The sequence below is a fragment of the Georgenia sunbinii genome (assembly GCF_036421875.1).
GTDB lineage: Bacteria > Actinomycetota > Actinomycetes > Actinomycetales > Actinomycetaceae > Georgenia_B > Georgenia_B sunbinii.
On record NZ_JAZGOL010000004.1, the window covers coordinates 229051 to 251585 of the forward strand.

The following is a 22535-nucleotide window of genomic DNA, read 5'->3' on the forward strand; positions in this document are numbered from 1 at the left end:
CACGGGGCACACTTGTCACCGTCCAGGCACGGCGAGCAGAGGGATACCGATGAGCACGACGAGCGAACGGCGGGCCGAGCTGCTCGGCGCCGCCCTCGGCCTGACGTCCACCCTCGACCTCGACACCGTCCTCGAGGGCCTCGTCGACAGCGGCGCCTCGCTCACCGGTGCCGCCTACGCGGCCATCGCGGTGCTCGACAACCGCGGCGCGATCTCCACCTTCGTGCAGCACGGCATCGCCCCGCAGACCGAGGCACTGCTCGAGCGGCCGCACGGCGGCACCGGACTGCTCAGCGCGATCCCGACCGATGGCTACGTCATCGTCGACTCCATCGAGGACGACCCGGCCTTCGGCGGCTGGCCCGAGCACCACCCGCGGATGACGAACTTCCTCGGCGTCCCCGTCCGGGTCCGCGAGCAGGTCTTCGGTCAGCTCTACCTCGCCGACAAGTCCGGCGGCTTCACCGCCGACGACGCCCACGTCATCGAGCAGCTGGCCACCGCCGCCGCGGTGGCGGTCATCAACGCTCGCCGGTACTCCGACGCCCGCAACCGCGAGCGCTGGGTGGCGGTCAGCCAGGCGATCACCACCAAGCTGCTCAGCGGCGCCGACGAGGAGGAGGCGCTGGCGATGATCGCCGCCGAGGTCCGCGAGGTCGCCGACGCCGACGCCGCGCTCATCGTGCTGCCGTCGGTCGGGGACACCTGGGCCTGCGAGATCGCCGACGGCGCCGGCAGCGAGGACATCATCGGCGCCGTGTTCCCGCCGGAGGGCCGGGCGCTGACCGTGCTCGCCAACGGCGTCGGGATGATCGTCGACTCGATGTCGCGCGCCCGCTCGCTGCGCGTGCCGCAGCTGGGCAGGTACGGCCCGGCCCTGTACGCGCCGATGATCTCCCAGGGCACCGGCCTGGGTGTGCTCATCCTGCTGCGGTTCCAGGGCGCGACGGAGTTCACCGAGGCCGAGCTCGGCATGGGCGAGGCGGTCGCTGCCCAGGCCACCCTCGCCCTCGAGCTGGCTGCCGCCCGGCACGCCCAGGACGTCACGTCGCTGCTCGAGGAACGCCAGCGGATCTCCCGCGACCTCCACGACCTCGCCATCCAGCAGCTCTTCGCCACCGGGATGCAGCTGGAGACCGCCCGGGTGGCGGCCACCGCCGAGCCGCGGACCTCGTGGCTGGCGCCGACCCTCGAGGAGGCGCTGACGAGTGTCGACGAGAGCGTGCGGCAGATCCGGTCGATCGTGCACTCGCTGCGCGAGCCGGACACCGCCGTCGGGCTCGTCGAGCGGCTGCGCCGGGAGGCCTCGCTCGCCCGCACCGGCCTCGGCTTCGCGCCGTCGCTGCTCATCGCGATCGACGGGGTCGACGTCGGTGGCGGGGACAGCGTCGAGGTCGAGTCATCCTCCGCGCCAAGCCCGCACGAGACGGTCGACGCCAGGGTCGACGACGACATCGCCGACGACGTCGTCGCCGTGGTCCGTGAGGGGCTGGCCAACGCCGCCCGGCACGCCCGGGCGTCCTCGGTGCAGGTACGGGTCGACGTCCGCGGCGCCGGACCGCTCGGGCAGGTGGCCGTGGCCGTGGCGGACGACGGCGCGGGCGTCGACCGTCGTTCGGCGCGGCGCTCCGGCCTGGACAACCTCGCGGTCCGTGCCCGCCGCCACGGCGGCACCTTCTCGCTCGGCACCACCGCGACGGGCAGCGGCACGCTGCTGTCCTGGCAGGTCCCGCTGGGCTGACGGGCGAACCTGCTCGAGGACAATCCTGCTCTCGGCGACAAGCCTGCTGTCGCTGACAATCCTGCTCTCGGCGACAAGCCTGCTGTCGCTGACAATCCCGCTCTCGGCGACAAGTCTGCTCTCGCGGACAATCCCGCTCTCGGCGACAAGTCTGCTAGGCGCGCCAGCCTTTGGCGCGCTGGCCGGCGACCCAGGCGGCCACCTGGGTGCGGCGCTGCAGGCCCATCTTGCTCAGCAGCGAGGTGATGTGGTTCTTGACCGTCTTCTCCGCGACGCCGAGGCGCTCACCGATCTCCCGGTTCGGCAGCCCGTCACCGATGAGCTCGAGCACCCGACGCTCGGCGGGCGTGAGGTCGGCGGTGGGGTCGTCGTGGTCGGCGCGGCGACGGGTGACGGTCCGCTCGTCCAGCAGCGTACGGCCGGCCGCGACCGCCATGATGACGTCGGCGATCTCGGCGCCCCGCACCGTCTTGAGCAGGTACGCCCGGGCGCCGGCCTCGAGCGCCGCCGCCAGCGCCTCGTCGTCGTCGAACGACGTGAGGACCACCGAGCGGGCCTGCGGCAGCGACTCCCGGAGCTGGACGATGATGTCGATCCCGGTGCCGTCGGGCAGCTGCAGGTCGACGAGCAAGATGTCGGGCGCCACGAGCGGTGCCCGGCGCAGCGTCTCGGCCACCGAGCCGGCCTCGGCGACGACGGTGAGGCCGTCGGCGCGGTCGACAATCTCCGCGATGCCGCGGCGGACGATCTCGTGGTCGTCGATGATCATGACGCGGATGTCGGGGGCCGACGTGGGAGTGGTGGACACAGCGCAGAGCCTATCCGGCCGGCCGACGGCCAGACCGTAGCCTCGACGGATGAGTGCCACCACACCTTCGCCGGCCGGCGCGGTCGTCGGCCGCCTGCGCGAGACCTTCGACTCGGGCGCGACCAAGCCGCTGTCGTGGCGGCTGGCCCAGCTCGACGCGCTCGACCGGATGCTCGTCGCGCACACCGGCGACCTCGAGGCGGCGCTGGCCGCGGACCTCGGCAAGCCGCCGGTGGAGAGCGTGCTCAGCGAGATCGGCGTGCTGCGCAGCGAGATCGCCCACGTCCGCAAGAACCTGCGCGGGTGGCTGGAGCCCCGCCGGGTGGCGGTGCCCTGGCAGTACCAGCCGGCCCGGGCGTCGCTGGTGCTCGAGCCGCTGGGCGTCATGCTCATCATCGCGCCGTGGAACTACCCGGTGCTCCTGCTGCTGGGGCCGCTCGTCGGTGCGCTGGCCGCGGGCAACACGGCCGTGCTCAAGCCCTCCGAGCAGGCGCCGCAGACGGCGGCCACGATCGCCCGGCTGGTCCCCCGCTACGTCGCGGGCGTGGAGGTCGTCACCGGCGCGGTCCCCGAGACGACGGCGCTGCTCGAGCAGCGTTTCGACCACATCGTCTTCACCGGCGGCGCGCGCGTCGCGCGGGTCGTCATGGCCGCCGCAGCCGAGCACCTGACGCCGGTCACCCTGGAGCTCGGCGGCAAGTCCCCGGTGTGGGTGGACGGCACCACCGACCTGCCCGCGGCGGCGCGGCAGATCGCGTGGGCCAGCTTCCTCAACGCGGGGCAGACCTGCGTGGCGCCGGACTACGTCATGGCACCGCCGGACGTCGCGCGCCGGCTGGCGCCGCTGCTCGCCGAGGCGGTCACCGAGATGTACGGCCCGGACCCGTCGGCCAGCCCGGACCTCGGACGGATCGTCTCGGTGGCGCACGCCGAGCGGCTCACCGGCCTGGTGACGGCGTCCGTGGCGGCCGGCGCACGGGTGGTGGCCGGCGGCCAGGCCGAGCCGGCGCAACGGTACGTCGCGCCGACCGTGCTCGCCGACGTCGGGCTCGACTCACCGGTCATGGCCGAGGAGATCTTTGGGCCCGTGCTGCCGATCGTCCCGGTGGCCGACGTCGACGCCGCGATCAGGGTGATCCGGGCCGGGGAGAAGCCGCTGGCGCTGTACGCCTTCACCGACGACGGCGTCGCGCGTGCCCGGCTGCTGCGCGACACCTCGTCCGGCTCCGTCGTGTTCGACGCGGCGCTGATCCAGGCCTCGATGCCGACCCTGCCGTTCGGCGGGGTCGGCGGCTCCGGGATGGGCGCCTACCACGGTGAGGAGTCGGTGCGGCGGTTCAGCCATGCCAAGCCGGTGGTGCGCAAGCCGCTGCGCCCCGCGACGCTCGCGGCGATCCGGCCGCCGTTCACCCGGCTGCGCCGGTCGCTGATCCGCCGGCTGTTCTGAGGTCAGCGCCGGTCAGCCGCGCGGGCCGCGTTCGCGTGCCACGCCGACCCGTGCCGGTCAGCCGCGCGGCGCGCGCTGGCAGCGGGGGCAGAACGTCGAGGACCGGTTGGTGAACGACTCACGCACCATCGGCGTCCCGCAACGGTGGCACGGCTCGCCGGCGCGGCCGTAGGCGTCCAGGGACCGCTCGAAGTACCCGCTCGCACCGTCGACGTCCACGTACAGCCCGTCGAACGACGTCCCACCGGCGGCCAGTGCGTCGCGCATGACGTCCTCCGCCGCGGTCAGCACCTCGGTCGCGGCCTGCCGGCTGAGCCGGTCGGTCGCCCGCCGGGGGTGGAGCCGGGCACGCCACAGCGCCTCGTCGGCGTAGATGTTGCCGATGCCGGAGACCAGCGTCTGGTCCAGCAGCGCCCGCTTGATCTCGGTGCGCTTGGTCCGCAGCCGGCGCACCAACGCGTCCAGGTCGAGCGCCGGGTCGAGCGGGTCGCGGGCGATGTGCGCGGCGGGCTCGGGCAGCAGCGGCAGCGGGGAGCCGACGCCGCCGGGGCCGCCGTCGGGCGTGACGACGAGGTCGGCGACGAGGAGGTGACCGAAGGTGCGCTGATCGACGAACCACAGCGCGGTGCCGTCGTCGAGCGCGAGGTCGGCGCGCAGGTGGCGGGTGCTGGGATGCTCCGGGTCGACGCCGAGGTCCGCCACCACCGCGGGTCCCGCCCCTTCGTGGCGGACGAGCAGCTGGCCGCTCATGCCGAGGTGGACGAGCAGCGCCTCGGTCGGCCCGTCGGCCGCGGCGTCGGCGTCGTGCTCGAGCAGCAGCCACAGGTACTTGCCGCGGCGGACCGCGGCGCTCACGGTGGTGCCGACGACCCGTCCGGGCAGGTCGAGCGCGCCGCCGACGTGGCGACGCACCGCCCGCGGGTGGTGGACCTGTGCCCCGGTGATCCGTCGGCCGACGACGTGGCGTTCGATGCCCTCGCGGACCGTCTCGACCTCAGGGCACTCAGGCATGGGGGTACTTGGCCGCGAGCGCCGTGTAGGCGTCCTCGGCGGCCTGCTGCTCGGCGACCTTCTTCGACGGGCCGACGCCGGCGCCGTACTCGTCGCCGTCGACGACCACCTTCGCGTCGAAGGAGCGGGAGTGGTCCGGGCCGGTGCCGGTGACGACGTAGACCGGGGCCGTCAGCTGGTTGGCGGCGACGAGCTCCTGCAGGCTGGTCTTCCAGTCGAGGCCCGCGCCGAGACCGGATGCCCGGGCCATCAGCTGCCCGACCAGCCGCTCGATCATCTCGCGGGCCGCCTCCAGGCCGTGGCACAGGTAGGCGGCGCCGATGAGCGCCTCGACGGTGTCGGAGAGGATCGAGTCCTTGTCCCGGCCGCCGGTGACCAGCTCGCCGCGGCCGAGGAGCACGTACTCCCCCAGGCCGATGTCGCGCGCGACCTGCGCCAGCGCGCGCTGGCTCACGGTGGCCGCACGCATCCGGGCGAGGTCCCCCTCGGGGACGTCCGGGTTGTCCCGGTAGAGACGCTCGGTGACGACGACGCCGAGCACCGAGTCGCCGAGGAACTCCAGCCGCTCGTTGGTGGGGATGCCGCCGGCCTCGTGCGCGAAGGACCGGTGGGTCAGCGCGAGAACGAGCAGCTCCGGGTCGATGCTGAGCCCGAGGCTGGCGAGGAGGGTGTCGACGTCGTTGCGGGCAGCCGCGGCCGGCTGCTTCTTGCTCATCGGTCCTGCCCGTCGGTGGCCGCCTCGTCCTCCTCGGAGCCGGAGGGGCCGTCCTCAGCGAGGTCGGTCGAGGCGCCCTCGGCGAGGCCGGCGAGCGCCGCCCAGCGGGGGTCGATGTCGACGTGCTCGTGGTCGGCCGGCAGGTCGTCGAAGCGCTCGCCGCAGCCGGGGCACAGTCCGGCGCAGTCGGGGCGGCACAGCGGCTGGAACGGCATCGCGGTGACGATCGAGTCTCGCAGCAGCGGCTCGAGGTCGAGCAGCTCGCCCTCGAGCTCGCGCATGTCCTCGGCCTCCTCGTCCCCCTCGGCGAGGGCGGCCTCGCGGGCGCCGGGGTAGAAGTAGAGGTCGGCGACGTCGACGACGAGCTCGCTGTCGATGTCACGCAGGCAGCGCACGCACTCCGCGTGGGTGTCCGCGCGGACGACCCCGGTGACGAGGATGCCCTCGCGGACCGACTCCAGCCGCGCGGTGAGGACGAGCTCGGAGCCGGCGATCACCCGCATGACACCGGTGGCGAGGTCGTCGGGCGCCAGGATGGTCCGCTCCACCTCGCTCATCGTGCCCGGCGAGCGGCCCAGGTCGTGGGTGCTGAGCACGTAGGGCGAACGGGGGTCCATGGCTGTGCTCCGGAGTCTCGGGGGCTGGTGGGATCGCGCGGCGGGGTGCGGCTCGCGCAGCGATCAACGCTACCTCAGGTCGCCGGCGACGGCCGGGCCGCAACCACGGTCGCCGCGGGCCGGCGCCGGTCGCCCGTCAGGCGTGGGGGCCGTCGGCGGCACCTGGCGCGGTGCCGAGGCTCGTGAGTCGCTCCCGGCCGGCCCGCACCTGGGTGGTGATGGCGCCGAGGTCGATCTCGAACTGGGCGAGCTGGCGGTCGCAGTAGTCGTTGGCGTCACGGGCGAGCTGGGAGGCGCGCTCCTCGGCGGCGGTGATGATCTGCTCGGCCCGCTGCTCCGCGAGCGAGACGACGTGCTGCTCGCTCACCAGCTTCTCGGCGCGCTCCTCGGCCTCCCCGATGACGGTCGCGGCCTGCGTACGTGCGCGGTCGAGCACGGCGTCGGCGTCGGAGAGGACGTCGTCGGCGGCCCGGATCTCGTCGGGCACCACCGACTTGGCGGCCTCGATGAGGTCGAGCGCCTCGGCCCGGTTGACCAGCGCCGATGCAGACATCGGCATCGCCCGGGCGTCGGTGACGAGCTGGGAGAGCTCGTCGAGGATGGCGACCAGCGAGGCGCCGTCGTCCTCGATCATCGCGCGGGTGGGAGCGTCGGCACTCAACGGGAACCTCCTTGGTGAACGGCGTCGCGCAGGGCCTGCGCCACGCCGGCGGGGACAAGGTCGGTGACGTCGCCGCCGTGGCGGGCGATGTCCTTGACCAGGGACGATGCGATGTGGGCGAACGCGCCGTCGCCCACGAGGAACACGGTCTCGACGCCCGAGAGGTGGCGGTTCATCAGCGCCATCGGCTGCTCGCCGTCGAAGTCCGCGCCGCCGCGCAGTCCCTTGACGATCGCGACGGCGCCGGCCTTACGGGCGTAGTCGGCGACCAGGCCCTCGACGACGGCGACCCGCACGTCGAGGTCGGCGAGCGCCTCGCGGGCGAGCGCGGCGCGCTGCTCGGCGCCGAACCAGGCGGACTTGCTGGCGTTGTGCGCGACGGCGACGACCACCTCGTCGAACATGCTGCGGGCGCGCCGGACGACGTCGACGTGCCCGAGGGTGATCGGGTCGAACGATCCGGGGCACACCGCCAGGCTCACCGCCGCCCCCGGGGCTGGTCGTGGCTCATGCCGCCACGGTAGTCGCGGATCGGCTCAGGGCGTGGAGGCGAACCACAGTGTCGTGTCTCCGTAGCGCCGCTCCTTGGCGGGCTCGAGGCCGGCCGGCCAGGTCGGCTCCGGGCTGCGGCGGTCGCGCTCGACGACGACGACGGCGCCGTCGGCCAGCCAGCCGGTGTCCAGGGCGGCGAGGACCTCGGCGAGGGCGCTCTCGGCGACGTCGTAGGGCGGGTCGACGAGGACGAGGTGGTGCGGGGTGGCCGGCTGGGTGGTGAGGAAGCCGTGCGCGGTGGCTGCGGCGGTGGTCACCTGCGCGAAGCCGAGCGTGGCGGCGTTGCGGCGGCACGCCTCGGCGGCCTGCCGGCCGGAGTCGACGAGCGTGACGGCGGCGGCGCCCCGGCTGGCGGCCTCCAGGCCGAGCGCGCCGGAGCCGGCGTACAGGTCGAGGACACGGGCGTCATCGACGACGTCGAGGTGCTCCAGCCGGGAGAACAGCGCCTCGCGGACACGTTCGCTCGTCGGTCGGGTGGCGCCCTTGGGCACCACCAGCGTCCGGCCACCGGCCGTGCCGGCCACGATCCTCGTCACGGCAGCGAGCCTACGGGGCGCGGGCCTCAGTCCGTCGGCGGCTTGCCCGGGCGGGCGGCGATCGCCACCACCGCCGCGGTCAGCGCCAGTTGGAAGATGTGGGTGAGCGTGCCGACCTGGCCGACGACGATTGCCACGATGAGCGGGATGCTGCCGAGCAGCACGATGTCGGGGCCCTGGCTGGCCACCGACGCCAGGCCCGGGTGGTAGGCGCCCATCGGGGTGACGACGAGCGGCTTGGACCAGTCCGGCGGCGGGCGGTAGGCGGAGCGGACCACCCCGGCGGCCCACACCGGCGCGACGAGCACGCCGAGCAGCAGCCAGCCGGCGAGGTCGGCGAACCGCCACCCGGCGACGACGAACACGACCAGCGCCCAGCCGACCATCACCGCGCCGGGGACGGCGAGGCGCCAGCCGCGCACCGCGCGCTGCGACAGCGGCAGCAGCGCGTCGACGCTGGGGACGAACTCGCCGAGGCGGGCGCCGCCGGCGGTCGGCAGGGCGGCCACCCAGCCACCGATGACGACGAGCCCGGCGGTCACCGCGCCGGGCAGCTCGGGGAGCAGGAGCGCGGCGACGGCGAGCGCGCCGCCCGTCGCTATCTGGACGAGCCCGCGCGGCGATCGACGCAGCAGCACGACGTCGGCGGTGGCGAGCGCGACGCCGCCGCGCAGCTCCCGCCGTCGGGCGAGACCACTCGCGAGCGCACGGCCGAGCAGCGGGAACGACGTCGACCGCCGGGTCTGGCGTCCACCAGCGTCACCACCGATCGCACGGCCCAGCGCCCGGGTGTCCATCGACATCGCCGCGCCGCGCAGCTCGCCGGAGACGGCGCCGCGCTCGCGCAGCTCGGCGTCGTGGATCTGCCCGACCCGGGCGCGGGCGGCGACGAGGCCGAGCACCGCGAGCACGACGGCGGTCCCCGCGACGGTCCACCAGCCACCGCCGGCGGGGGCGGCGGGGGTGGTGAGCACGAGGACGATGGCGGCGATCGGCACGAGTGCGAGCAGCGCGTCACCGGCCGAGGGCACCAGCCGCCGCCGGCCGGCCGCCTCGACGGGCACCAGCGCGAGGGTGAGCGCGGCACCGGCCGCGGCGCCGCCGAGCGCTGCCCCGACGCCACCGAGCACGGTGAGCCCCGGGTCGAGCGCGAGTGCCACCAGGCCGAGGACGACGGCCCCGGCTCCGGCCGCGACGGCGGCGGGCGTGGTCGCCGCCGGCAGCAGCAGCGAGCGCCGGTCCCCCGGCAGCGGCAGCCACCAGCCGGCCTGCGCGCCGGAGACCGACACCGGCCCCAGCCGGGCGAGGATGCCCAGCCCCAGGCCCAGTGCCGCGAGCCCGCCGAGGACCGCCACCCAGCCGACGTCCAACGCGCCCTCGGTCGGGGCCGTGGTGCGGGCGGCGCCCTGGTTGCGGGCCAGCGCGGCAACCATCGCGATGTTGATGGCCAGGGTGAGGACCACGGTGTACACGTCGGACAGCAGGTCGCCGAACGAGCTCTGGCCGTGCAGCCTCGTGAGGTAGAGGGTCAGGCGCCGCACCGCGCGGCCGGTCGGCACCGCACGCGGCGGGGCCTGCTCGTCGGGCACCGCGGGCGACGGGCTCGTGCTCACAGCGAATCGATCGCCGCGGCGCCGGCCTCCGGGTCGACGACGGTGACGCCGTCGTCGTGCAGGAGCAGCACGCTGGTGGCGGCGCCGCGGACGACGACGGCGTCGTGGCTGGCGAACAGCACGGCCCCGCCGATCTCGCGCTCCTCGACGAGCAGGTCGGTGAGGCGGTTGCGCATGCCGGAGTCGAGCCGCTGCTCCGGCTCGTCGAGGACGAGCAGCGAGCGCGGCCGGACGAACGCGGCCGCGAGCAGCACCCGCCGGCGCTGCCCGGACGAGAGCGCCGAGGGCAGCGCATCGGCACGGTCGGTGAGGCCGAACTCGTCGACGAGGTCGGTGACGACGCCGCGGGCGTCGGGCAGCGCGTGCCCGAGCGCAGTGAGGAGCAGATGCTCGGTGACGGTCAGCCCGGGAAAGAACGCGTCCTCCCCGAGGACCGTCGCGATCGCCGCGCGGGAACCGGCGTCGCGCGGGTCGGGCTCGGCGCCGAGGAGGCTCACCTTCCCGCCGAGCGGCGACTGGAGGCCCAGCAGCGTGCGCAGCAGGGTGGACTTGCCGGTGCCGTTGGCGCCGACGACGGCCAGTGCCTGCCCCGGTCGCAGCGTGAGGTCGACCGGTGGGCACACCGGGAAGCCGCCGTAGCCCACGCTGAGCGAGCTGGCACGGACGAGCGGCGGTTCGGTGGGCACGGCACGACCTTACCGACGCGTCGCAGCGGATCGGTCATCGGCCCGTCCGTCTACTGTGTGGGGTCACGCCGCGGGATCACGCCGGCGAAAGATGCCGGTCGCGGCGCGGCCGCCGGCGAGGGACGGGAGAACCGATGACCGGGACTGATCTGCGGGTCGCCACCGAGGACGCCTACGTGCTCGCCGAGGGGCCGTTCTGGGACGCACCCCGCGACCGGCTGATGTGGGTGGACATCGAGCGGGGGCTCGTCGTCGTCGGGACGCTCGGGGCCGACGGCCGCATCGCCGTCGTCGAGCAGGTGAGCTTCCCCGGGCGCGTGGGGGCGGTGGCGCCGTCGGCGGCGGGCGACTGGATCGTCGCCGTCGACACCCGGCTGGTGGTCCGGCGCCGCAGCGGTGAGGTCACCGACGGCCCGGTCCTGCTGCCCGCCGGCGCGGGGCGGCGGCTCAACGACGGCCTGCCGGACCCTGCCGGGCGCTACCTCGTCGGCAGTCTGCGGATGGACGGGCCGTCCACCGAGGAGGTGCTCGTGGTGGTCGACGACGACGTCCGGGTGCTCGACGACGACCTCATGCTCTCCAACGGCCTCGCGTGGTCCGCCGACGACGCGACTCTCTACAGCATCGACACCGAGGCGCAGATCATCTACCGGCGGCCGTGGGACGCCGCGGCGGGGACGGGCGGCGAGCGCACCGAGCACCTCCGCGTCACTGACGGCCGCCCCGACGGCATGACGATCGACGCCGAGGACCACCTGTGGGTGGCGATCTGGGGCGGGGGCCAGGTGCGCCGGTACGCCCCCGACGGCAGCCTGGTGGCGACCGTCGAGGTGCCCGTCCCGTTCGTCTCCAGCGTCGCCTTCGCCGGTCCGCGGCTCAGCACACTCGTCATCACCACCTCCCACCGGGACCTGGACGCCGCAGGGCGGCGTCGTCACCCCGACGCTGGGCGGCTCTTCACGCTCGAGCCGGGGGTCTCCGGGGCGCCGCAGCCGCTGTGGTCCGGGCGCCTGCCCGGGCCGGGCGGAGGAGGCCGATGAGGGCGTTCGTCATCTCCGGGCCCGGCAACGCCGGCGTCGAGGAGGTCGCGGAGCCGGTGGCGGCGCCCGGCGAGGTCGTCGTCGACGTCGCCCGTGCCGGGATCTGCGGGACCGACATGGAGATCTACACCGGCGAGATGCAGTACCTGCACGAGGGGGCGGCGACGTACCCGATGCGCATCGGGCACGAGTGGGCAGGCACCGTCACCGCGCTGGGCGACGGCGTGGACGCCTCCTGGCTCGGTCGGCGCGTCACCGCCGACACCATGCTCGGCTGCCAGGAGTGCCGCCGGTGCCGCGACGGGCGGCAGCACGTGTGCGACCTGCGCGGCGAGCTCGGCATCCGCGGCGGGCGCGCCGGTGCCCTCGCCGAGCGCGTCGCCGTCCCGGCGTTCGCCCTCCACGCCCTGCCCGACGCCGTCGACGACACCGCCGGCGCCCTCGTGGAACCAGGCGGCAACGCGCTGCGGGCGGTCCGCGGCGCGCGGCTGCGCCCCGGTGACCGGGCGCTGGTGCTGGGAGCCGGGACCATCGGGCTGCTGGCCGCGATGTTCGCCCGCGAGGCTGGCGCAGAGGTGCACCTGGTGGACCGCAGCGAGCGCTCGCTCGGCTTCGCCCGCCAGCTCGGCTTCCTCGACGCGTCGCTGCAGGCCGAGCTGCCCGGGCTCCCGTGGGACGCGGTGATCGACGCGTCCACCGCCGCGGCGCTGCCGGCGACCGCCGTCGATCTCGTGGAGCCCGGCGGGCGGGTGGTGTACATCGGCCTCGCCTCGGCACCGAGCCTCCTCGACACCCGGGTGCTCGCCCTCAAGGACGTCACCGCAGTGGGCGTGCTCAGCGCGTCGGGCGGTCTCGAGGGAGCGATCAGCGCCTACGCCGCCGGCACCGTCGATCCACGGCCGCTGGTCGCGGCGGCGGTGGACCTCGAAGATCTCGCGCCGGTCCTCGCCGGCGAGCGCCCGCCCGGCGCGGGCGTGGGCCCCAAGGTGCACGCGGTGATCAGCTGAGCCTGCATGGTGGGCGCTCCCGCCGCGCCGCTAGCTGCGGTCGAGGAACTCCGCGCGTTCCTCGTCGACCTGCTCGGCGAGCGCCTGGGCCAGCGCCGGATGACCGTCGAGAGAGGGGTCCGCGTCGACGATCTGGCGGGCGTCCTTCCGGGCCTGCTCGATGACGTCGCCGTCCTTGAGCACCCGCAGCAGCCGCAGCGAGCTGCCGCGACCGGACTGCGCCGCGCCGAGGACGTCTCCCTCGCGCCGCTGCTCGAGGTCCACCCGGGCGAGCTCGAAGCCGTCGGTGGTCGCGGCAAATGCCTGGAGCCGGGTCATCGCCGATGAGTCCGAAGCAGCGTCGCTCCACGCCAGGCAGGTGCCGGCGCGCGCTCCACGGCCGATCCGGCCGCGGAGCTGGTGGAGCTGGGAGATGCCGAAGCGGTCGGCGTCGAGGATGACCATCATGGTGGCCTCCGGGACGTCGACCCCGACCTCGACGACCGTGGTCGTCACCAGCACCGGCACCTTGCCGGAAGCGAAGTCCGCCATCGCGGCCTCCTTCTCCTCCGGGCTCATCCGGCCGTGCAGCTCACCGACCGGCACGCCGGCCAGCGCGGGCGCCCCGCGCAGCACCTGGGCCATCTCGTCCACCGCGGCGAGCGGCCGCACGGCGCCCCCTAGCGCTGATCCCCCCGCGGTGGCGATCCCCGGTCCCCCTGGCCCCCCTCTCGCGCCGAGAGCGGGATTGTCCGCGGACAATCCCGCTGTCGGCGACAAGTCTGCTGTCGGGGACAAGTCTGCTGTCGGGGACAAGTCTGCGGGCGGGGACAAGTCGGCTGTCGGGGGCGAGTCTACGGGCGGGGGTGGGGGGATGTCGGTGCCGGGCTCGAGGTCGTCCTCGGCGGCGGTGATGCGGGGGCACACGACGTACACCCGGCCGCCCGAGTCGACCTGCTCTCGGGCGAGCTGCCAGGTGCGCTGACGCATCTTGCCCTGCGTCTTGGGCACCACGTACGTCTTCACGCCGGCGCGCCCGGCGGGGATCTCCCGCAGCGTCGAGGTCTCGAGGTCGCCGAACACCGTCATCGCCACGGTGCGCGGGATGGGGGTGGCGGTCATGACGAGCAGGTGCGGGGTGGCCTTCGCCTTGGCGCGCAGCGCGTCGCGTTGCTCGACGCCGAACCGGTGCTGCTCGTCCACGACGACCAGGCCCAGCTCGGCGAACTGCACCCCCTCCGACAGCAGCGCATGGGTGCCGATGACGATCCCCGCCTCCCCCGACGCCGCCGCCAGCAGCGAGGCCTTGCGCGGCGCCGCGGGCATCGAGCCGGTGAGCAGCGTGACGCGGGTGCCGTGGGCCGCCCCGCCGAGCATCCCGGCCTCCGCGAGCGGGCCGAGCATCGCGGTGATCGACCGAGCGTGCTGCGCGGCGAGCACCTCGGTGGGGGCGAGCAGCGCCGCCTGTCCCCCGGCGTCGACCACCTGCAGCATCGCGAGCAGCGCGACGATGGTCTTGCCGGAGCCGACCTCGCCCTGGAGCAGCCGTTGCATCGGGAACGGCCGGGCCAGCTCCGCGGCCAGCGTCGCGCCGACCTCCCGCTGCCCGGCGGTGAGCTCGAACGGCAGCGCCGCCTCGAACGTGGTGCGGATGCCGCCGTCGCGAGCCGGCCGGGCGATCGCCGCGACGTTCCGCAGCTCGGCGCGACGGACCGCGAGCGCGGTCTGCAGGACGAACGCCTCCTCGTAGCGCAGCCGGTGCTGCCCGCGCCGCCAGTCGGCGTCCTCGTGCGGTTCGTGGACGAGCTGGAGCGCCTCGCGCAGGGTGGGCAGGCCGTCGCGCTCGCGCAGCTCGGCCGGGATCGGGTCGGGCACGTCGGCCTCGGTGAGCGGCTGCAGCACGGTCTGCACCGCGCCTCTGATCCGCCAGGTCGGCAGCGCCGCGCTGGCGGCGTAGATCGGCACCGGCCACGACTTGCGCTTGATGGCCTCGGCGTCGAGGTCGTCCTCGTTGTCGAGAAACTCGTAGTCGGGGTTCTTCAGCATCTTGGTGCCGCCGAAGACGTCGACCTGGCCGGTGAACATCGTCGGCCGGTCACCGTGCAGCGCCCGCTCCCGGCTGGCGAGGAAGCCCTTGCCGCCGAAGAACCGGGCGAGCAGCTCGCGCCGTCCGTCGGTGATGGTGACGTCGAGCATCGCGGTGCGGGGGTTGCGGGTGCCGCGCAGCGAGGTACGCACCACCCGGGCGATGACGGCGACGTGGTCCCCCGGCGGCAGGTCACTGAAGTCGGTGAGCCGGCTCGGGTCGCCGTAGCGACGGGGGTAGTGGCGCAGCAGGTCCCCCTCGGTCTCCAGACCGAGGTTGGACAGCGCCTTGGCGGTCTTGGTCCCGACGAGCCGCGACAGCGGCGCGGTGAGCGTGCCGGCCGCCCTCACTGCGCCCCCAGCAGGAGGTCGGGGCGGTGCTGCCCGCCGTCGAGGACGATGACCTCCGCCGATGGCGCACGCTGAGCGAGCGCGGCGGTGACCTCGGCGAGGACGTCCTCCCGGCCGGCAGTATCGGTAGCGAGCCGGGCGCCGGTGACGACCATGAGCAGCTCGTCCTCGGGACGGGCGAGACGCGCGACGGCGTCGCCGGCGTCAGCGGCGTCGCAGGCCCCGCCACGGCTGCGGGCGAGGGCCTCGACGGCGGTGCGCCGGTGGTCCGCGGCGTCGCCCTCGGCGGCCATCGTCCCGGCGACGAGCTCGCTGACCACGCCGAGCACGACGGCCTCGTCACGGCTGTCGAGGACGTGCACCTGCTGCCGCGCACCGAACGACGGCGCGGCGGGTTCAGCTGGGCCGGCGGTGCTGGCGAAGACGCTCGTCGCCAGCGCGGCGGCGTCGTCGTCGCAGGGCAGCAGGAGCACCTCGGGTGCGCCGGTGTCGACGACGGCGCGGCGCAGGCCGGCGTCGTCGGGGTGCACGCACACCCCGGCGCCGGTCTGCGCGAGCGACGCGGCCAGCGCGGGGACACGGGTGCAGGCCACCACCGGCAGCGCCGGCGCGGTCAGGGACCGCACGCACACCTGGGTCATCACCGACGGGTCCGCGAGCACCGCGGCGGGATCATCGGTGTGGACGTGCACCTGCCACAGCCCGTCGCCGTCGTCGTCCACCCCGCCGACGACGGCGACGGAGTCACCGGCACGGTCCAGCCGGGCGCGCAGCTCGGTCGCGGCCGGCTCCCCGGCGCGCACGACGTACATCACCTCGAAGGCGCCACCGGGGTCGGACATGTCGTGACCGGCGCCGACGACGCTCGCGCCGAGGCTGCAGCCGTGCCCGGCGAGCGCCGGCCGCGGCTCGGACCACAGCTCGGCGAGGGTCTCGCGGGCGCGACGGGTGGTGGTCTCGTCGAGCCGGCCACCGCCGTCGACCACTGACTCGAGCGCGCCGAGGAGGATGACGAAGCCCGCCCCGCCGGCGTCCACGACCTCCCGCTCGGTGAGCACCGGCAGCTGGCCGCGGGTGTCCTCGAGCGCCGTCACCGCCGCGCGCACGGCGGCCTGGACGACGGCGAGCAACGGCTGGTCCGCGACGTCGCGGGACGCCCGGGCCGCGGCGTCCGCGACGGTGAGGATGGTGCCCTCGACCGGCCGGTCGACCGCTTCGCGGGCGCCGTCGGCGGCGGACGTCAGCGCGCGAGCGAACGCGGCGCCGTCGACCTCGTCCAGCCCGGCGACGCCGTGGGCCAGGCCGCGCATCGCCTGGCTGAGGATGACGCCGGAGTTGCCCCGAGCGTTGACCAGCGCGCCGCGGGCAGCGCCGGCGGTGAGCCGGGTGAGCGAGGCATCGGCCGGCAGCTGCGCGGCGGCGTCGGCGGCACCGGCGAGGGTGAGCACGAGGTTGGTGCCGGTGTCGCCGTCGGGCACCGGGAAGACGTTGAGGACGTCGACCTGCTCGCGGACGGCGAGCACGGAGCGCAGGGCGTGCTCGAACCAGCGCCGGACGGATCGCGCGTCGAGCACCTGCAGCGCGTCGGCCACGTCCTGGTCCTTCCTGGCGATGGGCTGGATGACACTCCAGGTTAGTCCGTCGCGGTGACACCACCGCGGTGCACCGGGCATGATGTGGACGACCCGGGCACGGTCTGGCCGACCGGGAGTGACGGACGTCGCGCCAAGCCGTTTGGGGCTGCCGGGTGACGTCGGCTATCCTGCTGAGGTTGCCCTCACGGGTTCGGTTCTCCGGTTCACGCCGAGGGCCTACAGACCATCCACGATCGGCTCGATCGTGTTGCCAGCAAGAGATTCAGGAGAACGACCGTGGCTGCCACCTGCGACGTCTGCGGCAAGCACCCCAGCTTCGGCAAGAGCGTCTCGCACTCACACGTGCGGACGAGCCGTCGTTGGAACCCGAACATCCAGCGGGTGCGCACCGTGGATAACGGCACCCCGAAGCGCCTGAACGTGTGCACCTCGTGCCTCAAGGCCGGCAAGGTGCAGCGCGCCCACTGAGGTCATCCACGCGTGGCCGGTAGGGCACGCGGACCTCGCACTGCTTGAGGGACCGTTCGACGAAAGTCGGACGGTCCTTTTGGTGTTCCCACGACGCGCCTGGCTGTCACCACGAGGACTACCGTGGCACGATGCCGGAGCTCACCACCGACCGCCTCCGGCTGCGCGCGTGGGACCTGGACGACGTCGACTTCGCCCTCGACATGTACTCGCGGTGGGAGGTCCAGCAGTTCATCGGGACCGCTCCCCGCATCATGGCCGACCGCGCCGAGGCGGTGGCCCGGGTGGCGCGCTACCGGGCGCTCGAGGACCCCGTGCTCGGGATCTGGCTCGTCGCCGACCGCCGCACCGGCGAGCGCCACGGCACGCTCCTGCTCAAGGAGATCCCCGCCTCCGGCCCGACGACGCCGCTCGAGCCGTCCGGCGAGATCGAGATCGGTTGGCACCTGCACCCCGACTCCTGGGGCCGCAGCATCGCGACCGAGGCCGCCGGCTGCGCGCTCACACACGCCTTCGACGGCGGGTTGGAGCGCGTCGTCGCCGTCACGCACGCCGACAACGTGGCCTCCCAACGGGTCGCGACCCGGATCGGCATGCTGCACCACGGCAGCACCGACCGGTTCTACAACGCCACGTGCGAGCTGTTCGTCGCGGAGGTCGACCAGGGCGCATTTCCGGTTGCCGGCGGCTGACGCCTTCATTAACGTGACCGGATGCCCGCGTACGGGCGAGGGACAGTGGTCAGCTCCCGGTCGTACGTCGGGTGCCCGGCACGGACCGGGTACGCCGGGCCCCGGTGGGAGCGGGGTACCGATGGTCGGACGCGCACGACGCGCCACGACGACGGAATCGACGACGCGTGGCGCCGGGCTGCGGACCCGCCGTGCCATGGACCGTCCGGGCCCACGCGGAGAGGACAGCTCCCGATGGACGCGCACATCTCACCGCCCGGACCCGCTGCTGGTACCCACCCCGGCCGATGGCGCCGCCGGTCGGTCACACTGCTGGCCCTCGCGGTCCTGGTCGCCGCCCCGCTGGGCACCACGGCCGCCGCAGACGGGCACCACGACCCTGCATCATCCGTCGACCACACCCTCGTGCGGACCGAGGACGGTGCGGTGCGCGGCACGGCCGACGACGAGGTCCGCAGGTTCCAAGGAATTCCGTTCGCGGCCCCGCCGGTCGGTGACCTGCGTTGGCAGGACCCGCAGCCACCGTCGCCGTGGGACGGGGTGCGCGACGCCACCGCGCCCGGCCCCGCCTGCGCGCAGGGCGACGGCGAGGTACCTGGGGGAAGCAGCGCTGAGAACTGCCTGTACCTCAACGTCACCACCCCGGCGCGGGAGTCGCATGAGCCGTTGCCGGTGATCGTGTGGTTCCACGGCGGCGGCTTCTACATGGGGGCCGGGCACAACTACGACCCGCAGCGCCTCGTGACGGGCGGCGACGTGATCGTCGTGACGACCAACTACCGCCTCGGCGTCTTCGGCAACTACGGTCACCCCGGCCTGGACGGCTCAGGCACCTTCGGCCTGAGCGACCAGCAGGCGGCGCTGTCCTGGGTGCAGGACAACGCCGCGGCGTTCGGCGGTGACCCGGACAACGTGACCATCGCCGGCCAGTCCGCGGGCGCGGTGAGCGGCTGCGCCCACCTGACCTCGCCGTCGGCCGGGGGGCTGTTCGACGCGGCCATCATGCAGAGCGGGTCCTGCGGCGTCGAGTGGCTGGCCAACTCCGTCTACCGGGGTGAGCCGGCCGACTCGATCCTCCTGCCGTCCGCGACCGTCGAGGCGCGCGGGCAGGAGGCGGCAGCTTCCCTCGGCTGCTCGACCGACGATCCGGCGGCAGCGCTCGCCTGCCTGCGGGACCTGCCGGTGGAGGCGCTCATGCCGTGGCACGGGGCATTCATCCAACCGGCCTACGGCAACGAGCTGCTGCCCACGGAGCCGGCGGCCGCGCTGCGCGAGGGCCGCTTCCACCGGGTGCCGGTGCTGTCCGGGCACACCCGCGACGAGTCCACCCTGCCGGTGTCGATGTACGAGGACGGGGCCGGCCCGATGAGCGAGGAGACCTACGACGCCGTCATGACGGAGACCTTCGGGCAGGACGAGGAGAAGGTGTCGGCGGAGTATCCCCGCGCCGAGTACGACTCGGGTGCCGCGGTGTGGGCCGCGATCGTCACCGACAGCAAGTGGGCGACCTCCCAGCTCGACGTGGCGCGGACACTCTCGCGACGGGTGCCGGTGTACCAGTACGAGTTCGCCGACCCGGCGCCGCCGCTCGGCATACCGGGACCACCACCCATGCGGATGGGCGCCTACCACACCTCCGACCTGTGGTCGTTCTTCGACCTCGCTGGGCACTCGCCACAGTTCACGCCCGAGCAGCAACGGCTGTCCGAGCAGATGATCGAGTACTGGGCGACCTTCGCCGCGACCGGCAGGCCCGATGCTGCCGACGGCCCGCGGTGGCCCGCGTTCGGCACCCACCGCCACCACTTGATCGACGGAGACAGCGGCCTGCCGGCGCGGCCGGCCCCGTACGTGCAACGGCTCGCGCCCGGTGCGGGCGGCATCGGTCCGGTGGACGTCGCGAAGGTCCACCATCTCCGCTTCTGGGAGCAGTTCGACCGCTGAGCACGCGTCAGACCCGCCGGAAGTGGTCCCAACCGCCGGCGGTACCAGTTGCCTCGTCGGGCAGATCGGCGTCGTTCGTCGACACCCGAGGACCAGCCTCGTCCGGCTCCCGCACCTCGCCGATCCGGCGAAAGCCGGGCGGTAAGGGGGCGTCGGCCGGGAAGCTCGCGAGCATCCCGTGGTCCTCTCCCCCGGTCAGCGCCCAGACGACCGGATCCGCGCCGAGGCTCCGGGCGAGCGGCGTGAGCATCGTGAGGTCCTCCGCAGCGCTCTGCGCCAGGGGGTCGAGGACGAGCACGACGCCCGACGCCCGCGCCATCCGGTCGGCGTCGCGCAGGAGCCCGTCACTCACGTCCATCATCGCGGTGGCGCCCCCGTCGGCCGCCACCGGCCCCGCGCTCAGCGGCGGGTCCGGCCGCAGGAACGCACCGACGACGACGGAGGTGATGTCGTCACGTAAGTCACCGCCGCCCGCCGGCCGATCGTCACTGCCCCCGCCCGCCCGGGCTGCCGGCACCGGACTGCCGTCCTCGCGATCGCGCGCCGCCAGCACCGCGTACCCGGCGGCTCCGTGACCGAGCACGCCGGCGTGAGCCAGCACGTCCCCGGGCCGCGCGCCGGAGCGCAGCACGGGATCCCGGCCCTCGAGGTCGCCGTGGACGGTCACCGCGACGACGACCTGCTCCCCGGCGCTCAGGTCACCGCCGTCGACGCCGACGCCGATCGGCCCGCAGGCGTCGGCCAGGCCTCGCGCGAGGTCGAGCACCCACTCGACCGTCGTCGTCGCGGGCAGCACGAGGGCGACGACCATGCTGCTCGGGACCGCGCCCATCGCGGCGATGTCGGCGAGGTTCTGCGCCGCGGCACGGGCGCCGAGGTCGCGCGCGGTGCCCCAGCCGCGACGGAAGTGGTGGTTCTCGACGAGCACGTCGGTGGAGACGACGAACCGGCCGTCGGGTGCCGCGACGACCGCGGCGTCGTCGCCGTTCGGTACGAGGGTGCGCCGGCCGCGCGGCAGCAGCGGCGTGAAGCGGGCGAGGAGCTCGCCCTCGCTGAGGTCGGCCACGGTGAGGGGTGGACGGTCCGGGCCTTGACGGGTGGTCACCCGGCCACGCTACCGGGCGGCACGACCTGCACCGCGGGCGGGTTACGGTGAGTGCCGTGATGAGGACGACGACAGGGCCGGCGAAACGGCGCGCGGGCACGGCCATCGTCCTCGGTGCGACGGCAATGCTGCTGGCGGGCTGCGCGGACCCGGTCTCGCTGCCGCCGGCGACGTATGCCGCCGACCCCGCCTGCGCGGAGGTCCTTCAGGTGCTGCCCGGGACGATCGGGGACGCCGAGCGCCGGTCCATCGGCAACCAGGCGACCGCGGCGTGGGGCGACCCGCCGATCAGCCTGCGCTGCGGCGTCGAGCCGCCCCCGCCGACGACCGAGCGCTGCATCACGGTCGAGGCCGACGGCACGTCGATCGACTGGCTCGCCCTCGAGGGCGACGACCCGATGATCCCCGAGCACGCCCAGCGCGACGACGGCGCGTGGACGTTCATCACCTACGGCCGGGTGCCGGCCATCGAGGTGGTGGTTCCCACCGAGCAGGGCGGCGACCAGCCGACCGCCGTCCTGGTCTCCCTCGGTCCCGCCGTCGAGCTGTCCCCGGCGGAGCGGCACTGCGTGGGCGTCAGCGACGTCTACTGAGTCGCCCGCGCCGGTCCTCGACCGGTGGGCCGGTCCTGGGCCAGTGGGAGTCAGCGCAGCCCGACGGGCCGTTCCAGTGCGAGCTGGATGAGCTCGTCGACCAGCTCGACGTAGCTGACCCCGCTGCGGTCCCACATCATCGGGTACATCGAGTACGGGGTGAAGCCCGGCATGGTGTTGATCTCGTTGATGGTCACCGCGCCGGAGTCCGTGACGAAGAAGTCCACCCGCGCGAGGCCCTCGCAGCTGAGCGCCTCGAAGGCTCGGGCCGCGAGGTCGCGCACCCGCTGGGTGACGCCGTCAGGCAGGTCGGCGGGGCAGCGGAGGTCGACCTCGCCGGCCCCGAGGTACTTGGACTCGAAGTCGTAGAAGTCGTGGTCGGCGACGACGATCTCTCCCGGCAGCGCGGTACGGGGCGAGGCGTCGCCGCGGCCCTGAAGCACCCCGCACTCGATCTCGCGACCCTCGAGGGCCGCCTCGACGATGACCTTGGGGTCGTGCCGCTGCGCTTCAGCGACAGCCGCGTCGAGACCGTCGGCGCTGGTGATCCGGCTGATCCCCAGGGATGAGCCTGCTCGCGCGGGCTTGACGAAGACCGGGAAGCCGAGGCTCTCCACGGCGTCCAGCGCCGCGCCCCGGTCGGTGCGCCACTGACGCGGGGAGATGACGGTGAACGGGCCGATCGGCAGACCGTGGCCGGCGAGGACCACCTTCATGTAGTGCTTGTCCATGCCGACCGCGGAGGCGAGCACGCCCGAACCGACGTAGGGCAGCTGGGCCATCTCGAGCATGCCCTGCAGCGTGCCGTCCTCCCCGTAGGGGCCGTGCAGCACCGGGAAGACGACGTCGACCTCGCCGAGCACCACCGGCAGCTGCCCAGGCTCGGTGGCCGTGAGGTCGCGCGAGCTGTCGGACATCGGCAGGACCACGTCGGAGGCGGCGGCACCGACCTCGGGCAGCTGGTCCCCGCGCAGTGCGAGCGCATCGGGGTCGTCCGGGACAAGCACCCACTGGCCGGAACGCGTGATGCCGACCGGCAGGACGTCGTACTTCTCACGGTCGAGGGCTCGCAGGACACCGGCCGCGGTGGCGCAGCTGATCGCGTGCTCCCCGCTACGCCCGCCAAAGACGAGGGCGACACGGGTGCGGGACTCGGAGCCGGCAGTACGGGGCGCGGGGCCGGCGGCGTGGGGCGTGGGGCCGGCGGCGCCAGCCGCGGGCGAGGTTGATTCGCTCATCGCCGGTGACGATACCCGGAGCACCCGACGCGCTGCCCCAGCGACGACGGC

At 74.3% G+C, this 22535-nt stretch carries 21 protein-coding genes; 8 read left to right on the forward strand and 13 right to left on the reverse strand.

Annotated elements, in window-relative coordinates; translation table 11 throughout:
• Positions 1-49 precede the first annotated feature (49 nt).
• A complete protein-coding gene (locus V2J52_RS12150; protein ID WP_331227981.1) occupies positions 50-1741 on the forward strand; it encodes a sensor histidine kinase in 1692 nt (563 codons plus the stop codon).
• 154 nt (positions 1742-1895) lie between these two features.
• On the opposite strand, the gene V2J52_RS12155 is transcribed toward V2J52_RS12150, so the two are convergent.
• Complete coding sequence (locus tag V2J52_RS12155; RefSeq protein ID WP_331228098.1) at positions 1896-2510, reverse strand: response regulator transcription factor; 615 nt, start codon at positions 2508-2510, stop codon at positions 1896-1898.
• Positions 2511-2598: 88 nt separating this feature from the next.
• On the opposite strand from V2J52_RS12155, the gene V2J52_RS12160 reads away from it, so the two are divergent.
• Positions 2599-3996, forward strand: a complete 1398-nt coding sequence (locus tag V2J52_RS12160; RefSeq protein WP_331227982.1) for an aldehyde dehydrogenase family protein — start codon at positions 2599-2601, stop codon at positions 3994-3996.
• Positions 3997-4053: 57 nt separating this feature from the next.
• Here V2J52_RS12160 and mutM read toward each other — a convergent pair whose 3' ends face one another.
• The 8 genes from mutM to V2J52_RS12200 all read right to left on the reverse strand — a co-directional run bounded on the left by mutM (position 4054) and on the right by V2J52_RS12200 (position 10387).
• A complete protein-coding gene (mutM, locus tag V2J52_RS12165) occupies positions 4054-5007 on the reverse strand; it encodes a bifunctional DNA-formamidopyrimidine glycosylase/DNA-(apurinic or apyrimidinic site) lyase (protein ID WP_331227983.1) in 954 nt (317 codons plus the stop codon).
• Positions 5000-5722, reverse strand: coding sequence for a ribonuclease III (rnc, locus tag V2J52_RS12170; RefSeq protein WP_331227984.1), 723 nt, complete (start codon positions 5720-5722; stop codon positions 5000-5002). Before rnc ends, mutM begins: the two co-directional genes overlap by 8 nt.
• Positions 5719-6339 (reverse strand): YceD family protein, encoded by a 621-nt coding sequence (locus tag V2J52_RS12175; protein ID WP_331227985.1) that lies wholly within the window; start codon positions 6337-6339, stop codon positions 5719-5721. Before V2J52_RS12175 ends, rnc begins: the two co-directional genes overlap by 4 nt.
• A gap of 136 nt (positions 6340-6475) precedes the next feature.
• Positions 6476-7000 carry a hypothetical protein gene (locus V2J52_RS12180; protein WP_331227986.1) on the reverse strand — a complete coding sequence of 175 codons (525 nt, stop codon included), beginning with the start codon at positions 6998-7000 and terminating at the stop codon, positions 6476-6478.
• Positions 6997-7482, reverse strand: coding sequence for a pantetheine-phosphate adenylyltransferase (coaD, locus tag V2J52_RS12185; RefSeq protein ID WP_331227987.1), 486 nt, complete (start codon positions 7480-7482; stop codon positions 6997-6999). The genes V2J52_RS12180 and coaD overlap by 4 nt, the downstream gene beginning before the upstream one ends.
• Before the next feature lie 54 nt (positions 7483-7536).
• On the reverse strand, positions 7537-8088 hold the full coding sequence (gene rsmD / locus V2J52_RS12190; RefSeq protein WP_331227988.1) for a 16S rRNA (guanine(966)-N(2))-methyltransferase RsmD: 552 nt from the start codon (positions 8086-8088) through the stop codon (positions 7537-7539).
• A 26-nt stretch (positions 8089-8114) separates the two neighbouring features.
• Positions 8115-9701, reverse strand: coding sequence for a DUF6297 family protein (locus V2J52_RS12195; RefSeq protein ID WP_331227989.1), 1587 nt, complete (start codon positions 9699-9701; stop codon positions 8115-8117).
• Entirely contained in the window at positions 9698-10387 is a 690-nt protein-coding gene (locus tag V2J52_RS12200; protein WP_331227990.1) for an ABC transporter ATP-binding protein, read from the reverse strand. Before V2J52_RS12200 ends, V2J52_RS12195 begins: the two co-directional genes overlap by 4 nt.
• Positions 10388-10521: 134 nt before the next feature.
• Here V2J52_RS12200 and V2J52_RS12205 point away from each other — a divergent pair, with 134 nt between their 5' ends.
• Both V2J52_RS12205 and V2J52_RS12210 read left to right on the forward strand, forming a co-directional pair.
• Positions 10522-11427 carry an SMP-30/gluconolactonase/LRE family protein gene (locus V2J52_RS12205; protein WP_331227991.1) on the forward strand — a complete coding sequence of 302 codons (906 nt, stop codon included), beginning with the start codon at positions 10522-10524 and terminating at the stop codon, positions 11425-11427.
• Complete coding sequence (locus V2J52_RS12210; protein ID WP_331227992.1) at positions 11424-12434, forward strand: zinc-dependent alcohol dehydrogenase; 1011 nt, start codon at positions 11424-11426, stop codon at positions 12432-12434. Before V2J52_RS12205 ends, V2J52_RS12210 begins: the two co-directional genes overlap by 4 nt.
• 30 nt (positions 12435-12464) lie before the next feature.
• Here the strand turns inward: V2J52_RS12210 and V2J52_RS12215 are convergent, their stop codons facing one another.
• Positions 12465-14849 (reverse strand): ATP-dependent DNA helicase RecG, encoded by a 2385-nt coding sequence (locus V2J52_RS12215; RefSeq protein ID WP_331227993.1) that lies wholly within the window; start codon positions 14847-14849, stop codon positions 12465-12467.
• Entirely contained in the window at positions 14846-16441 is a 1596-nt protein-coding gene (locus tag V2J52_RS12220; RefSeq protein WP_331227994.1) for a DAK2 domain-containing protein, read from the reverse strand. Before V2J52_RS12220 ends, V2J52_RS12215 begins: the two co-directional genes overlap by 4 nt.
• Positions 16442-16720: 279 nt before the next feature.
• On the opposite strand from V2J52_RS12220, the gene rpmB reads away from it, so the two are divergent.
• The 3 genes from rpmB (at position 16721) to V2J52_RS12235 (ending at position 19548) form a co-directional block, all read left to right on the forward strand.
• Positions 16721-16912 carry a 50S ribosomal protein L28 gene (rpmB, locus tag V2J52_RS12225; RefSeq protein WP_331227995.1) on the forward strand — a complete coding sequence of 64 codons (192 nt, stop codon included), beginning with the start codon at positions 16721-16723 and terminating at the stop codon, positions 16910-16912.
• 131 nt (positions 16913-17043) lie between these two features.
• Positions 17044-17604 carry a GNAT family N-acetyltransferase gene (locus tag V2J52_RS12230; protein WP_331227996.1) on the forward strand — a complete coding sequence of 187 codons (561 nt, stop codon included), beginning with the start codon at positions 17044-17046 and terminating at the stop codon, positions 17602-17604.
• Between the two features lie 234 nt (positions 17605-17838).
• Complete coding sequence (locus V2J52_RS12235) at positions 17839-19548, forward strand: carboxylesterase/lipase family protein (RefSeq protein WP_331227997.1); 1710 nt, start codon at positions 17839-17841, stop codon at positions 19546-19548.
• A gap of 7 nt (positions 19549-19555) precedes the next feature.
• On the opposite strand, the gene V2J52_RS12240 is transcribed toward V2J52_RS12235, so the two are convergent.
• A complete protein-coding gene (locus V2J52_RS12240; protein WP_331227998.1) occupies positions 19556-20653 on the reverse strand; it encodes a thiamine-phosphate kinase in 1098 nt (365 codons plus the stop codon).
• A gap of 59 nt (positions 20654-20712) precedes the next feature.
• Between V2J52_RS12240 and V2J52_RS12245 the strand changes: the two genes are divergently transcribed.
• Positions 20713-21246, forward strand: coding sequence for a DUF3515 domain-containing protein (locus tag V2J52_RS12245; RefSeq protein WP_331227999.1), 534 nt, complete (start codon positions 20713-20715; stop codon positions 21244-21246).
• Positions 21247-21296: 50 nt separating this feature from the next.
• Here the strand turns inward: V2J52_RS12245 and V2J52_RS12250 are convergent, their stop codons facing one another.
• Complete coding sequence (locus V2J52_RS12250; protein ID WP_331228000.1) at positions 21297-22484, reverse strand: D-alanine--D-alanine ligase family protein; 1188 nt, start codon at positions 22482-22484, stop codon at positions 21297-21299.
• Positions 22485-22535 lie beyond the last annotated feature (51 nt).